This is a genomic window from Salmonella enterica subsp. enterica serovar Typhimurium str. LT2 (genome assembly GCF_000006945.2).
Classification (GTDB): Bacteria; Pseudomonadota; Gammaproteobacteria; order Enterobacterales; family Enterobacteriaceae; genus Salmonella; species Salmonella enterica.
Genome location: NC_003197.2, coordinates 4,735,572 through 4,750,647 on the forward strand (window position 1 = coordinate 4,735,572; position 15,076 = coordinate 4,750,647).

General features: G+C 49.0%; 7 protein-coding genes and 6 other annotated features. Of the genes, 1 reads left to right on the forward strand and 6 read right to left on the reverse strand.

Annotated elements, in window-relative coordinates; translation table 11 throughout:
- Positions 1-16: 16 nt before the first annotated feature.
- Positions 17-22, forward strand: a ribosome-binding site (putative RBS for STM4490; RegulonDB:STMS1H004362).
- The gene (locus STM4490) for a putative Mrr restriction endonuclease (protein NP_463349.1) occupies positions 17-1,011 on the forward strand. Within the gene, positions 22-1,011 belong to an annotated coding region; the region does not span the whole gene. Its footprint overlaps the feature before it by 6 nt.
- A gap of 112 nt (positions 1,012-1,123) precedes the next feature.
- Here STM4490 and STM4491 read toward each other — a convergent pair.
- The 6 genes from STM4491 to STM4496 form a co-directional block, all read right to left on the reverse strand.
- The gene (locus tag STM4491; protein NP_463350.1) for a putative ATP-dependent Lon protease occupies positions 1,124-3,214 on the reverse strand. Within the gene, positions 1,124-3,208 belong to an annotated coding region; the region does not span the whole gene.
- Positions 3,209-3,214: a ribosome-binding site (putative RBS for STM4491; RegulonDB:STMS1H004363), on the reverse strand. Its footprint overlaps the gene before it by 6 nt.
- A gap of 4 nt (positions 3,215-3,218) precedes the next feature.
- The gene (locus STM4492; RefSeq protein NP_463351.1) for a putative cytoplasmic protein occupies positions 3,219-5,820 on the reverse strand. Within the gene, positions 3,219-5,816 belong to an annotated coding region; the region does not span the whole gene.
- Positions 5,815-5,820, reverse strand: a ribosome-binding site (putative RBS for STM4492; RegulonDB:STMS1H004364). (Overlaps the previous gene by 6 nt.)
- Positions 5,819-6,644 (reverse strand): putative cytoplasmic protein gene (locus STM4493; RefSeq protein NP_463352.1). Within the gene, positions 5,819-6,640 belong to an annotated coding region; the region does not span the whole gene. The genes STM4492 and STM4493 overlap by 2 nt, the downstream gene beginning before the upstream one ends.
- Positions 6,618-7,716, reverse strand: a protein-coding gene (locus STM4494; protein ID NP_463353.1) for a putative ABC-type sugar/spermidine/putrescine transport systems, ATPase component. Within the gene, positions 6,618-7,709 belong to an annotated coding region; the region does not span the whole gene. Before STM4494 ends, STM4493 begins: the two co-directional genes overlap by 27 nt.
- Positions 6,639-6,644: a ribosome-binding site (putative RBS for STM4493; RegulonDB:STMS1H004365), on the reverse strand. Its footprint overlaps the gene before it by 6 nt.
- Positions 7,709-11,393, reverse strand: a protein-coding gene (locus STM4495; RefSeq protein ID NP_463354.1) for a putative type II restriction enzyme, methylase subunit. Within the gene, positions 7,709-11,386 belong to an annotated coding region; the region does not span the whole gene. The genes STM4494 and STM4495 overlap by 8 nt, the downstream gene beginning before the upstream one ends.
- Positions 7,711-7,716, reverse strand: a ribosome-binding site (putative RBS for STM4494; RegulonDB:STMS1H004366). (Overlaps the previous gene by 6 nt.)
- Positions 11,388-11,393, reverse strand: a ribosome-binding site (putative RBS for STM4495; RegulonDB:STMS1H004367). (Lies within the gene STM4495.)
- Before the next feature lie 38 nt (positions 11,394-11,431).
- Entirely contained in the window at positions 11,432-15,073 is a 3,642-nt protein-coding gene (locus STM4496; RefSeq protein NP_463355.1) for a putative ATPase involved in DNA repair, read from the reverse strand.
- Positions 15,074-15,076 lie beyond the last annotated feature (3 nt).

Below are 15,076 nucleotides of genomic sequence, written 5' to 3' on the forward strand. Positions count from 1 at the left end.
ATTGTGGCGACTAAAATGTGGATGATCCGCGGTGATGGCGGAAAATTGTACGATGACTTCAGAGACAAGCAGGTTGTTGCTATCGGCTGGTCGCAGCTCGCTCCCTATGTGAAACCGGGATGCTCAAGAGAGCAGTTGTTTACCCGGTATCAGGAGCTTGAGCCACAGACTAAGTCAGGCACAGTTCGTTCCGGTGCTTCGCAGGTCTGGCGCTTTGTGAACGAGATGCAGAAAGGTGACTGGGCTATCACTTATTCACCTTCTAATCGGACTTATTTGATAGGGAAAATCGCCTCAGATTTTGAGTTTCATGCCGAGTGGCTTGAAGATGGCATGGGCATCGCCCGTAAAGTGAAGTGGAACGCGGAAGAGATTAAGCGTGATAGTCTGAGTGATGCAACCAGAAACACCCTTGGCTCAACGCTGACGGTTTTTCAGGTGCCTGATTTTGCCGTGAATGAATTAGTGCAGGGCAAAAAGCCTGTCTCAGATGTCGTGCCGGAAGTACCTGTTTCAGGTGAAGAGGATGAGGTTGTTTCTAATCCTCTGCGTGACATGGAAATGATTGCCTTTGAAGGCATCAAAGATCGTATCAACCGTCTCGACTGGGATGAGATGCAAAATCTGGTCGCAGGCGTGTTACGCAGCATGGGATATAAAACCCAGGTATCGCCTGCGGGTGCTGACCGCGAAAAAGACATCATTGCTTCGCCTGACGGTTTTGGCTTCGAAAATCCGCGCATCATTGTTGAGGTGAAGCACCGACGGGAACAGATGAGCAGCCAGCAAATCCGTAGCTTTATCGGTGGCCGTCATAAAGACGATCGCGGGTTGTATGTCAGCACAGGCGGATTCAGCAAGGATGCGCGCTATGAGGCCGATCGCTCTACAATCCCGTTGACGCTATGGACGCTGGACGATTTAGTACGTGCGTTAGTGGAAAACTATGAGCAGGTGGATATTGAAACTAAGCTGTTGGTTCCACTTAAGAAAACGTACTTGCCTGCATGAAGGGAAACCAGGGGTTACAGTAATCGTAGTGATATTTAGACTAATATGAATTTTAACTAAAATAACGACGATATTGATTTTATCGAGGAGTTTGACCCACTCCTCGATATATTTAGTTTACTCCCAACGCCTTATAAACCGCATCTACAGGTTCAGAGTAAAAACTGACCTGGAATTTGGTAAACAACTCGGCTGGCACAGTCGGAATATCTACCGCGGAAGACATCGGCAAAAGGACCTTTTTCGCGCCACTATCGAAAGCAAGTTGTAAGCTAGCCGCCAGATCCTGAACCGGGTTGATCACACCACCGAGCGTCATGCTACCTAACACGACCATTTGTTCCTGAACGGGTTTCGCCAGTAAAACGGAACACAGCGCGATCAGCGCGGCAAGACTGGTCGCGGTACTTGGTCCAGTATTGTGCAATTCGACTACGTGCAGGTGGTACTCATGTTCAGAAAATTTCGCTGTTGCGCTAACGCGGCTGAGGTTGCCTTTGAAATAGTCAAATCCAACCCGGATGGCTTCCTTAGCCGAGGTGCTTGATCCCAGACCAGAAACGCTATGCTTACCATTGCCTGCGGTCATCTGAGTTTCGAAGCGATACAGACCCGTCATGCCACTTTCCGCTTGCGTAACCAAATGCACTACACCAGGTTTGGGCATGCCAGCAGGAATTAATTCGCTGCCACCCTGTTCCGGCACGCTGACGAAGAATTCTTCCAGCGTCTCGTTATCAATGTAGCTGAAATTTACATCGAAGAACTCCAGACCGCCCAGCTTTTTAAGCTGTTCTTTGACGCGACGGCGAGCTTCCATGGCGTAGGTCAGGCAAACACGGACATCTTCTTTGCTGTAAGAACCATTGGGGTGAAGAAGTTTCAGTAGACCAGAAACCGTGCGCCTTACCGCGATAACGTCGCGCTGGTTGAGGTTATTACCCAGCTTATAGAACTTATCAATCGCGTCGGAGAAGCTGCGCTTACGCATTTCCCGCATGTATTCGGCGAGATAATCTGTGATAAGGCCGTAGCGATTGGTAAAGAATTCCGGGCGCATTTTCGGAATTTCCCAGCCGGGGATATAGGCATGGAAGCGGTCGAAAAACGCCGTATCGATCATCGCGGCAGGGAAGGGGGCTAACAGATGGCTGGTTTTGACTAGCGTCTCAACGCTTTGGTTAATGTTGCCGACGAACACCATCGATGCTTTGCCTTCAATCGAATCTCTTCCGCGGGAAAACGAGCCAGACGCCATGTAATCCTTCATGATTTGCACGCCGTCTTTGTCTTTGAAAGTGATCCCCGCCACTTCATCAAACGCGACGACATCCCACATGCCAACCAGGCCAATCTGGCGGCTGGCCATGTTGTAAAACAGGTTGGCTACCGTGGTTTGCCCGCCGGAAACTAACAGTGAGTTTGGCGAACATTCTTTATAGACGTGGCTTTTACCGGTGCCGCGTGGACCCAGTTCGCAGACGTTATAGTTGTTTTCCACGAAAGGGATCATGCGGGTGATCAGGTGCCACTTGGTTCGCTGCTCAATGTTAGCGGGTTCCATACCCACGGAACGTAGCAGGACATCAATCCACTGGTCGCGGTTGAAGTGCGTACGTGCGGTAAATACCTCTTCCATGTCCATATTGGGCATCTGGATAGGTTTAAGCGTCATCAGAGAGAAGGGCGACGTTTTTTGTCCTTCCTCAAAGAAGTAGTTCACGGTGATCATGCACCAGATGCCGCCGGTCAACAGCTTCTCGTTGTCCTTGACCATCTGCGGCGGAACCAGTGCATCTTTAATGCCGAGGTTGGAGAGCTGGGCTTCGTAAACGTCTTTCTTCTGATTGAGCTTTACCGATACTTTATCAATGATCTTGTAGGATCCTCGCTCACGAATGAGCGATTTCACCTTCTCTGCTTCATCAGGGCGGACGTAGTTATCAGCCAGAATACGCTTAACGTTCTGCAACCCTTGCTCGACGATCTGGTCATCGTCGGAAGCGCAGTACATACCGAGCAGATACTCCAGCACATAGACCGGGACATTTGCCCCTTCTTTGAGCTGTTTAGTCAGGTCCTTACGTACTACCCGACCACGAAAATGCTGATTCAGCAAGGCGTCCAGATCGTAACCTTCTGCGACGAGTTCCCCTTCGGATACAGCTGGAACGGGTAAGTCATGATGGGTTTGCATAGCGCCTCACTTAAAAGAAATCATCCTGAAATGCCAGATCGATAATCACAGGGTACTTCTGGTAACCCGTTTCCGTTTGTGCATCTTCCAGTATCAGCCAGTATTCATTACGGCGATTGAAATTCGCGCCAATCAGCTTCAGCGTCACGTCACGCACGCGTTTTTCCATTGTGTTGTTATCGCTGTCAAAGCAGATTCGCTCTTTACCGGATACCACATTATTGGCGTTATCGACGATGAAGATGTTCAGAGTACGTGGTTCGTATAACTCACCTACCGGATGGGTTTGCAGCAGGCTGACTTTATCAATGTTATTGACGAGTTTGATCAGCGGATGATGCTTGACGATGTCTACCGGACGACGCTGAGGTTGCTTCTCGGCAGCCGTTTTCTGCAGTGCTTTCACCTGCAATACGGGAACGCAGACTTCCTGTAGCATGGCGCCACCATGGACAAACCGCGCGCCGCCCGAGAAATGGAAACGCTGGATCCCTTTCGGGATCAGGAACTCGCTGTTATCGCTGACGCCTGCGGTATCCGCCACTTTTCCTTTCCAGCAAAAATCATCGGCAGGAAGCTGATGACCGATAATAAAGCGTTTGTGGTTTTTAATCGTATTGTCTGGCTTGATCTGCAGCGTGGTTTTATCCTGGCCGGAAAGGGGCTGCTGCTGGAACAGGAAACCGTGGTCCGCCGTGACGATAATCCGTGTACCGTGGAGACGGTTTATTACACGAGTCACTAAATCCTTCAGTTCAACCACCGCGTTACGGCACGCTTCGAAGGTCTTCTCCTCCGTCGATGCGCTGTCACCCATGGCATCAATGGTGTTATGCCAGATATAAACGACTTCGTAATCGCGAATAAGATCTCGTCCTTGCTGATTTTTCCATTTCAGCAGATCGTCCGATTTTACTGCCATCCCTTTATATTTCTTCAGAATGGTATCGCGGTTAGGCGTACCTGAGGTGGATAACCCGTCCGCATAAACGATGTCACCACTACCCGGTTGGTAGCATATCTCGTCATGGGGCAGCAATGCCGCCATTCCCAGCTGGGTATAGCTGGGTAACACGCCCAACTGGGAACGCAGTTCGGCAGTAAAGCGTTTCTCGGTATTGATCTGGTTGCCCAGCTCTTCTGCCACTTCATAACGCAGCGCGTCGGAGATAATCACGAATACGCGCTTGATTTGTGGATTGTTAAACTGCGGCTTAACCACCTCATTGTAGAAGTTCTGCTGCCGTGGTACGCCCGCAATACGCCACTCCTGCATACGGTTTTCGGTTTCCAGAACCTTATTCCAGCTCCGGCTTAATTCTGCCAGGTACCAGTTGGAATACAGCGCTTCGATATAGTCATCCAGGCTTTTCAGGATCATTGCGCCTTTGCTGTGAACCAACAGCGCGTATTCGTTAAACAGGCGGTAGGCCTGGTCAAAGCGGAACAGCTCCTCGCAGTACGCTTTCCAGAACGTTGCGCTGTCCTGATAGTGGAAACCATCAATATGACGATTACGCAGATTCAGCAACCGTTCGGCCTGACGCAGTGCATCGTAAATAGCGCAGTATTCCTGACGCGTCTGGCACCAGTATTTGCTCTGACGTTCAGACAGAAGCTTCTTAAAGGCTTCACGGTCTAGCGTGGTGCTCTCTTCCAGAAGCTGCGTCACCAGCGCATGAATGATGGTCTGTTCAATGCTCAGCGTGGTTTCGCACTCGTGCAGATCATACGGCGAGCTGAGACGGTACTGGTCTTCTGGTCGCAGCGCATCCTGCATCTGCTGTGCGCAATAATCATAGGCTTCTTTGTAGCGACGGTCGGCGCGCCAGGTGACCATAAAGGCCAGCGCGGAGGCTCTGCCTGACGGCGTGGCCAGCACGTTTTTTTCCAGCCATTCGCGTTTCTGCGGATCAGCCTGCGCGGAAAGATCGGTACAGAACAGCTTGAGGATCAGGTTTTCCAGGGTCGGATGCTCGGCCTGATAGCCCATTTCCTGATTCAGAATGTCCCACAGAACGCCTTCCAGGTCGTGGCGTTTCAGCATCGCCAGCGTGTTTTCCAGGTCGCTGTCGTCATCTTTCTGCTGATTAACGTATTGGGTAATCAGGCTGAACAGAATCTCTTCCGTTTTTGCTGTTTTTACGCCAGCGATGACCGCAACCATCTTCTTATCAAGAGAAGCTTCGTTTTCTTGCTCAGTGACCAGGCCTTTCAAGGCAGAAAGACGTTTAGTGCTGAAAAATGCCTTCCGGCGTTGAATGTGCTCGCGTAGGCCAAGCTGTGGAATACCTAATGTATTCAGCGTAATGGCGGCGAAATCGGCGTGGAACTCCGTACTATAAAGACGAATATCCAATAGCCAGTCGAACTCTTTTGGGGGGGCATCGTGGGGGAACCACAGCAAAAACTGCTGTTCCGGCTCGTCGATTTCAATGCGCTTTTTAACCGCCAGCTGCGACTGGTCGGTCATATCAAGCAGCGTGACGTTTTCGAGTTCGAGGTTATCCAGCTCTTCGAGGAAACGCTTATCGGGATCGTGCCAGAAAACGATGCGATGTTCGGCGAATTTTGCTTTAAGGCCGGCAATAAATTCCTGATTTTGCAAGGTCACAATCCCATTTCATTCCAGATAAAAGTTAAATCGTCAGGTACGGGTAACGTGCGGAACAGATCTTTTTGACGTTGTTCACGAGCCCGCTGACCCAAAAGCTGGGTTAGCAAGGGGTCAATTGCCTGTTCGAAAAACATTTTACCATGAAAGCACTGTGTTAATTGCGTCGTTGGGGAGCGTGCGGCGATGTTAGTTTTTTGCGTTTGTATCTGGGCTAACAAGACATCGGGATCCAGATGCTGGCTCCACTGCCGTAAGCATTGTTCAACTTCAGCATCATTCTGTGCTGTATTAAGATCATGAAACGCAGTATTAAAACCGGCAGCGCGCAGCCGTTCCCAAAGAGGATGGATAACATTCCAAAGTGCGGCATGGTTCCGCCATTGAGGTAAAACATCATGAACGGCCTGGATAAATGCCTGTATGCCGCCATTGATCGCCTGCTGATGTTTTGGCTGAAACACCAGCCAAAGTTCTTCCGGCGCGATCAGATAACTTTCAATACAAAAACGCGGAAGAACCAGTAGATTAGCTAGATTTCGACGCTTTTCAGCGATCTGCACGTCAGTCCATGCGTCACGATCAACCACGCCCAGCCAGTTGGCTTCAAGGGCTAACGCCTCAAGCACATTTTTCTTAGAACCTGCTGGTGCAAGGATCCAATCTTGTTCCCATGCCGGAAATTTTCTGCTGAGGAAATTCTGGAAAGCCGTGACATCATCTGTACCTTCAACCAGCAGTACCCGTCTGCCGGTTGTGGCCACTTTTTGTTCTTTAATGTCCCGAATAATTTGCTTAACGCTGGCCATTTTCCGCATCCTTGCCATCGGTTAAATCAATCCGCAATCCCATGTTGTCATAACGTTGCCAGATATCCGTTGCGTGTGAAGTCATCACAAGCTGACCATTTTTCCTGGCAACGATGTTCTCAATGGATGCCAGCAACGGCGATATCAGGGACGGATGCAGATGCAGATCCGGCTCATCAATGAGTACAACACCGCCGGGCTGTAGCCAGCGTTGTACCGTAAACAGCATAATCAGCACCTGATGTTCGCCGGAGCTAAGCGCATCTAACGAATGATCATTCCCTGAATCCAGTAGGACACGTTGCCGCTGTCCTGGATGAATTTCAGCTTCGATACGTTTACCGCTGAAGAACTGGTTTAGCGTGGCGATCATTTCAGGATATTCACCGGGCATGGTTGCCTTCATATTGAAGAGCGACGATTCAAGCTGACCTTTCCAGTTATCGTTCACTTCATAGGTTGCCAGCCAGGCTTGAGTTGAATCATCCGGGGACAGGCTGCCGATATCTTTTTGCGGGCGAACCCAGCGGCGCGCTTCGGCATCCAGGTAAACCAGATTAGGCATATCAACACTTGGTCCCTTCAGTACAAGCCGTTGATACTGGCTACTCCAGTGACTCCACCAGTTCTTATAGGGAAGAAAAAAGTGTTCCGATGACGTAAAAACGGTCGTCTCTGGCGTTGTTCCCTTTGTTCTGCTTACCGTTTCCCCGAGCCAGTAGACCTGTGGGTATTTCTCTTTTAGTTGTACTAAAAATGCCTCTGAGCCAAGAAATAGCCCTATTTGGTCCTCCGATTTTGGCGAAAAGGAATCGAGAATCATCGCGCAGCTGGCATCCCAGCGATAGAACCAGGTATAAGATTCATCTTTGATATTCAGGCGCGTACCCGTGCCCAGCCAATGCCCAAAGGCGCGCCATAATAAGGAAATGGCTCGTAACAGCGTCGATTTACCGCAGCCGTTTGGCCCGGTAATCAGGACATTGGATTCTATCTCGCCTGACCAGTCGTTTTCAAAACGAATTTCACCGTCGGGCAGCGGTCCGACGGATTGCGTATAAATCGCCGCTATTTTCATTAAATAATCTCCGGTGCATTGCCGGTAATGGCTTTCACATCCGCCAGCAGATCGCCAAACTTACCGTAGTTAACCTTAACGCCGTCGTCGAGATCAATACTGATTCTCATATCAGCATAGTGGCGCAGGCGATCGTCGAAGCTGCGCAGTTCGTTGAATTTTTTGCTCAGGCTATCACGCTCACGTTTCAGGCGGGTGGCTTCGCCGCCTGAGGCTCCATCGACCTGTTCGTTCAGGCGATCGATATTGGCCTGATAGCGCGCCAGCAGCGGCACTACATATTCGGTACGCATTCTCGCCAGCGTCGCATCGTTGTAGCGATGCAGATAGACCAGGCACTCAAACGCTTTCTCTTTACCGGAGCTGAACAGCCAGTATATCGGACGCTTTTTATACATCTTCATATGATCTTTCCAGAACTGAGTGGAAAGATAGCGGCGGATGGTATCCAGCGCAGATTCGCCTTTTTTTGGTTTTATCGCGTATAAACAGAGGCTTTCGGCGATAAATTCGAGATTTTCCTGCAAGTGTTCTTCGCCCCAAACGGTGCGAACAAACTCTTTGACGCGAGAGGTAACGTCATCGTCAAACCACTCGTCATCCATCAGCGGCAGGATACCGTCATTGTCAGCCGGGAAGGTTTTGTACGCGTCTTCAGCGACCAGTTCGGCAAAGCCTTTATTGCCTTCATGGGCATAGACCAGTCCTTCGCGATCGAGGGAGTAGCGGCCCATCATGCAGCCGATGATGTAGCTTAAGATATCTATAGTGATATCAGTGTAATACTTATTGGTTAGATCGGTATGATCTTGAATATTTTTATATCGATAGTTTGGATTACATAGTAGAGTTATTTCACTTTGCAATACAGCTTTAATTATAGTTTTGTCAAGTTGTAATTTATCTATAAAAATATTATTTATAGTATTTTCTATTAGGAGAAGTGTTTCGACTAACTTGATATTTGTATTGATTTTTTGTTTGTAGATATTCCGTAGCAATTGAGTTGAATTGTGTTCAAGCAATGGTGAACAAACATAATCCCATGATTGCTCTTGAGAGTCCCAGTCATTTTTAGCTATTTCAATAGCATTGGTGACTAATTCGATAATTTCATCTTCAATTTCTGGATATGGTACTGAGGCTAATTCACCACTAGTAAAGCTAAGTGTGGGGGCTAGTATTGATAAATAATGGTTTACAACCGGAGTGCACATTAATCCCGCAGCGTAAAGCAACTCATTTTTGTTATTTGAAAAGCCGCAACGGCCTGTATCATCAAAAACAAACCCTTTTGGACGATATCTCACGCAAAAATTACCTTGGCTTATTTTTGACCATGTTATGCCTTCTCTAAAGTAATACTCATCATTTCTTACGGCAGAGCGAGTTTTGCCATTCTCAAATTTAAAATTTCGTATTTCGTAACCATTATTTTCCCAATTTACAACTATTTCGTTATTACCATACCACTTTCGATATTCACCTCCACTACTACAAGGAAACCATTTGATATTATGAATGTCGATTTTTGTATTTGATTCTTTATTTGTGATAAGGGTTTTTTTTATTGAAACCTCGTACCAATATCTTTGAAATTTAATATTGTCACCGGTGGACATGCCTGCTTTTAATGCTATTTTTTCTCCAAGTTTTTTATGGTGGCGAAAAGATAATAGACTCGGTAAGTCTATCCAATATGCTATTGGCATTCCTGGTATGTTTTTAAAATCATGCTGTGTAAATTTATCAAATATATTTTTCCTTAGAAGTAGATCGCTTTTCTTTACTTCTTCCCTACCATCTATAAGTCTAAAAAATACAGGTTGGTAACGTTCGGAGTGTTGGTTTTTAATCACCCAGGCAGTTGTCTGTACAACCTCTCCAGAAATTTGCCCAAAAGCCCGAGCTCCCAAATGTGCCATCGTAATAAATGTTTTATTGTCCAATAACCAGTTACGTAGTGCTTCATAACTTGACAAAAACATCCATGATTGCATATTGACTTGAGCATTAAACCCATTTTCTTTAAGCAAAGAAAATGCATTCTGCATAAACATTGCAAACAAATCAGCTTTACTATCCGGGAAGTTATTTTTGGCAAACTCTTTCAGCTCACTATTCATTCCCTTGCCACCCATATACGGCGGATTCGCCACTACCGCATCATACCGCTGCGCCAGGATCCACGCCTGCTGAATATACGGAATAAACGCTTTCGCCGCTGCCTTCTGCTGGAAATCGCCTTCCTGCTCCATGCGATATAGCGCTTCGAGAAACGCCTTCAGTTCCGCCTCTTCTTCCTGTGGCACCTGGATCAGCGAGCCCAGCGTTTTGGCGTTCACAAAGCGCTTCAGCGTGCGCATCAGCAGCTGATATTCTGCGCTGTCGGTATGGGCTAATGCTGTATTTTCGGCAAACATATCCCCCATGCTACCAGTCTGGTTCTGCTGGTGGAAGTTCAGCTGCTGCCACAGCTTAGCAATATCCAGATGCAGGCTCTCCTGCAGGGAGACAATATTCAGACGCACGTCGCGGGTGAATATCCGGCGGTCATCCTGACGGGCCATCATTAATAAGGCAAAGCCGGAAAGCTGGGCAGCACGGTCGTCAATGTCGAGACCAAAAATATTATTTTCCAGAATTAGCTGTGGAATATCGCGGGCGCGATAGCCGCGCTCTTCATAGATATTTTTCAGCACATTATAGACTTCAATCAGAATATGCCCGGAGCCGCAGGCCGGGTCGAGTACTTTGATGCTTTCCGGTTCAATACTGGCAGGTGTAATGGCGGCCAGCTGCGCCTGCACTTCTGGCGTCTGTTCGGCTGGCTCAATGTAGTAGTCCATTTTGCCTTTCAGCGGCGAATCCGGGTAGGTCTGCAACCACTGGCGGCCGACGGAGTTCTGTACCAGATACTGCACAATCCAGTTTGGGGTAAACAGCTGGGTGGCGGCAGGAATATCTTCGCTCTTCACCACCTTACCGATAACCGCATCTTTTTTCTCAGAGATATAGAACTGATACAGCCAGCCGATAACCTCAACTTCTTGCCAGTCTTCTTCCGGAATACCGTCCACCAGACCGCGTAGAATGGAGTCGGTGCGGGTCAGGTTATCCGGCAGCAGTAGTTCAGCTTCATCGTCCACAGCTTCAAACAGGAACGGCATCGCGCGGTGCAGGGCGTGGCACTGGGCCAGCAGCAGTTCACGGTAGATGGCTTCGTCCTGGTTGCCGGAAAGCTTCATCTCGACCAGCTGCGCCTTTTTCTCTGGTAGTAATGCTTCCGCGACTTCCGGTACGTGGTCCAGCACTTCAAAGCCTGTCGGGTTATCCGGGTGCGAGAGCATGTGGAAGCCGTGGTCAAGATAACCGTGGATTTCCATATAACGAATGGCGCACAGGCGGTTGAACCAGGTGTAGGCACAGTGCTCAACCAGCACGTCAAAGCCCTGCTCGCGGGCGCGTTTTACCAGACGATCGCGGCGGGTGAGGGTGGATTTGGGGTAGTCGAACTGACCATAGCGCATGGTTTCGCCGACGAGCTCGGCATCCGCAATTTGCAGATTGCCTTTTTTATCAGCGGAAATCCCCAGCGTGGTTAGCTTTTGGATCACCGCATCGCGGAACTGGTTACGGGCCTGTGGAGCGTATTTTTTGATGTTATTGGTATTCATAGAAAATCCTGCAAAGGGCAGCAGAGCGCTGCCCTGAAATGGGGGTTACTGAAGACGAATCCGGTCACCTGCCTCAATAGCTGCCAGCAGCGAAGTACGAAGCGTATCCAGCGCTTTTTCCACCTGTTCGGCGGTTTCCAGCACTTCGCCACCGGTGGCTTTGCGCATCTCGCTGGCGACATTCACCAGATGCGTTTTTTTCGGTACCGGTTGGATAACGGGTTTCTCTACCACAACATAAGTCTGTTGTGACTCGGCCGCGCGTTTAGCTTCATTCGCTGCTCGTAACTGGGCTTCCTGCTTTTTACGCAGCTCGTCGATCCACTGGTTAATCTTCTTCTCGGCATCCGTTTGCAGTGCCATTGTTTCTTGCTGTTCCGCCAGAATTTCCGGAATTGACTGGCTGACCTCGGCACGTTTTCTGGCTTTTTGCATCGGCAGCAGAACGCTGTTTTGCAGCTCTGACGTGGCATGCGCTTCCTGCAAGCGTTGACGGCTTTCCTCAATGCGGGCGTCAATGCGTTCAAGGGCGTGCTGGCGGTGCTGTTCCACTAACTGATGATTGACGTTCTGGACCTGTTCAATCAGTGGTGTGATGCGATTGAGATGCTTATAAGGTTCCGGCATCTGCCAGATGTTTTCCAGCTCGCCCAGTGCTTTTACCGCCACGGCGTCTTTTTCCAGCGCGCTGCGGTTGGATTTAAAGCTGCCGTTCAGCGCCGCGCCTAGTTTTTGCCAGGTAGCAAACTGCTTGCGGTAGAAATCGACCAAATTTTCACGATCTTCACTGAAATCCAGAAGCTCATTGACCTGGCTGGTGACCTTCTCAATCAGGGCAAAATCTTCTTTTTCACTCAGAATGGAATTCAGCAGGCGCAGGCCTGACTCAATCTCATCTTTACCTGGATTGTTTCCACCTTCCGCTTTCGCTTTGAAGACATTCAGCTCTTGCTTCCAGTCATTGAAGACCTGGCGGATATGTTCAACCAGGGCCGGTTCTTCACGTTCGCTAAACGGCTGTTGGGCAATTTCCGCCATAGTTTGTGCGGCCTTACGAATTTGCGATTCGTCGTGACGGCGAATTTTGTGCAGACGCAGCTCGCTGTGGCGACGGCTGTTATTAAACAGCTCCCACACCTGCTTACGCTCGATATTGTTATTCTGCTGGCTGAAGCTGAATTTGCCTTTGCGCGCCAGACGGGCAACCAGCAGCTTCACTTCTTCTTCCGGCCATCCATAAGGACGGCGGGCAAAGTGGTTCAGAATATCGCGTAAATAAACCGGCTTATTGAACTCGATATTCATGCTGACCCAGGTTTCTACTTCGCGCATCGCGTCGGGGTTGGATTCCTCCAGTTCGCCCAGATCCAGCTCCGCATCATTCTCCACCGTGAGTAGTGCATGGATTTCACGTGCGATATCACCGTTGAACGGGCGCAGCATTTTCAGCTTGGCAAACGTGTTTTCAATCACATAGCGGCAAGCTTCATCCACGATGCTGGATGGCGTCGAAGATTTCTTCGGTAAGCGCTCGCCAATCGCCCAGACGTCAGCTTCGGCAATAAGCGACTCCAGCTGAACGCGGAGCATTTTCTCGCGAACGCTGTTCTCACGGGCTTTTTCTGAAAGCAGACTGGCTTGTTCCGGTCGCTGACCTGCGTTGTCCCTGAGGAATTTTTCCGTTTGGACGACCAAATCAATATCGGTCCAGGTCCGGGCATCGGCAGGTAAACGAATTAAAATGCAGCCGTCTCCCTCAGAGGTGTATGGGCGGCATGCCGCGTCGTTGTCATAGAAATCATAGGTCGGATCTTTTGGCGTGAGGATCTTTACCACCAGATCGTTAAGCATTGCGCCGTCTAACGGGTGCCCGTTCAGGAAGCGGCTGATATCAAAGTCCTGCTTATTTGCCGGATAGCGATACTTCCGGTTTTTCAGAATGTCATCAAAGATGATCGAGGCCAGTTTCTTGTTGATCGCGGAGAAGTCGACTTCGACGTTACGGATCTCGTTCTCGATCTCTTTTTCTTCGTTGGTCAGAAACACGTATTTGTCTTCAACACGTGCAATCAACATTTCTCGTTCCAGCTTATTCAGGCTTTTTTCAACGCGACGGCGTAGTTCGACTTTATCGGTATCGATTTTGTCTATCGAAAGGGTAACCAGGTTATCTAATGTACTTTTCAGCACATCGACGTAGCGGATCAGGAACAGTGTTTTCAGTAAGTTGCCATCGAACTCATCAAGAATGCCATTCTGGCAGGCCTGAGTGATGGTGCGGCTGACGGCCGGCTCCAGGAAGCTTTCAATCGCGGCATAAAAACGCCAGAAGGGAACCAGAGAATCCAGACCCTGCGGGGAGATCTGCTGTGCCGCAGTCTGGAAGGCTTCTAACTGTGAGCGTTCACCCATGGCTAACTGTTTACCGGCGGCACCTTTGGTCCGGATAGACTCAAAAACCTTCTGCAGAATCTGGTAGTGCCACGGGACAAACGGGTAGTTATCAATAAATTCTTCTTCGCTGGTGTAGGGGCGCAAAGAAGCGGTGGTTGTGGGATCAAAAGCAAGCTGGTTACGTAGAATGTCGCCTTTTTCCTGCCAGACTTTCGCCAGCGCGGGTTTTGCGGCATCGGTTTTCACCAGCAAACGTTTTTGGATAACTTCGGAGGTGTTGGAGCTTGAAAGCTGCAAACGGGTAGAGAAACGGCCTTGAATTTTAGAGAAATCTTGTCCGTCACGGCTGCTCATCCCACCAATGGCCGCATTAATATCCGCCTGGGAAGTAACAATAACCCATGCGCGTCCACCACAGATAACACCCAGATTTTCAGTGATAGTCTGCAGCTTCAACATCATCTGCGTATTTTTACCGATGAACTGGCCGACTTCATCCACCATGAAGAGGATATTTTTGCCGTTTTCATCCAGCCACTCTTTGACCCACTGGCAAAAATTATTGATATCTAATGGGAAATTCTTATCCAGCTGTTCCACCCATTGACGCGAAGCGTCAACGCTTTGACCGGTGGCCTGGCTTAGGGCTTCTGCCATTTCATCGCTGATGAAATAGTAGGAATCGCGCTCTTTTTCCCAGCTTGAGTCAGTGATAGTGGCGAATGCGGTCTTAAACGCGTCGTATTGGCCGCGTTTAGCCAGCTCACGCTCCAGATGGGCGATGTGCGGAAAATCAGCACAGTAGCCAACCCGTTCGTTAAATACCTTCAGGAAGACTTTAAGGATGGCGTCTTCTTTGTCATCGACGTTAGCACGAGAATCAATATTGAACAGAATCACTTCCGTCGGATGATGGACCGCTTTGTTGATATCAGCGAGGAACAGAGCATCTTTGATTTTGTCTTCAAAGAAGGAGTAAGCATGACGTTCTGTACCGTTATGGCTGACTTTGCGGTTAGACAACAGATACGACAGAATCTTGATAAAGTGTGATTTACCTGAGCCAAAGAACCCTGACACCCATACGCCAATTTTGTTTTCCATGCGTATGCGATCCGGACCGGTTGCCGGAACATAAGATTCAAAGAAGTGGCGAAGATGCCCTTCCAGTTCCCGGGTGATGACGTATTCATCAAGCTCAATCCAGGCACTGGCATCGTCCGTCTGTTCGGCTTTCACAACGCCATTAATATTTCGGTCCAGACGTTTCTCAAAGATCTGTTCAATATTCATTGC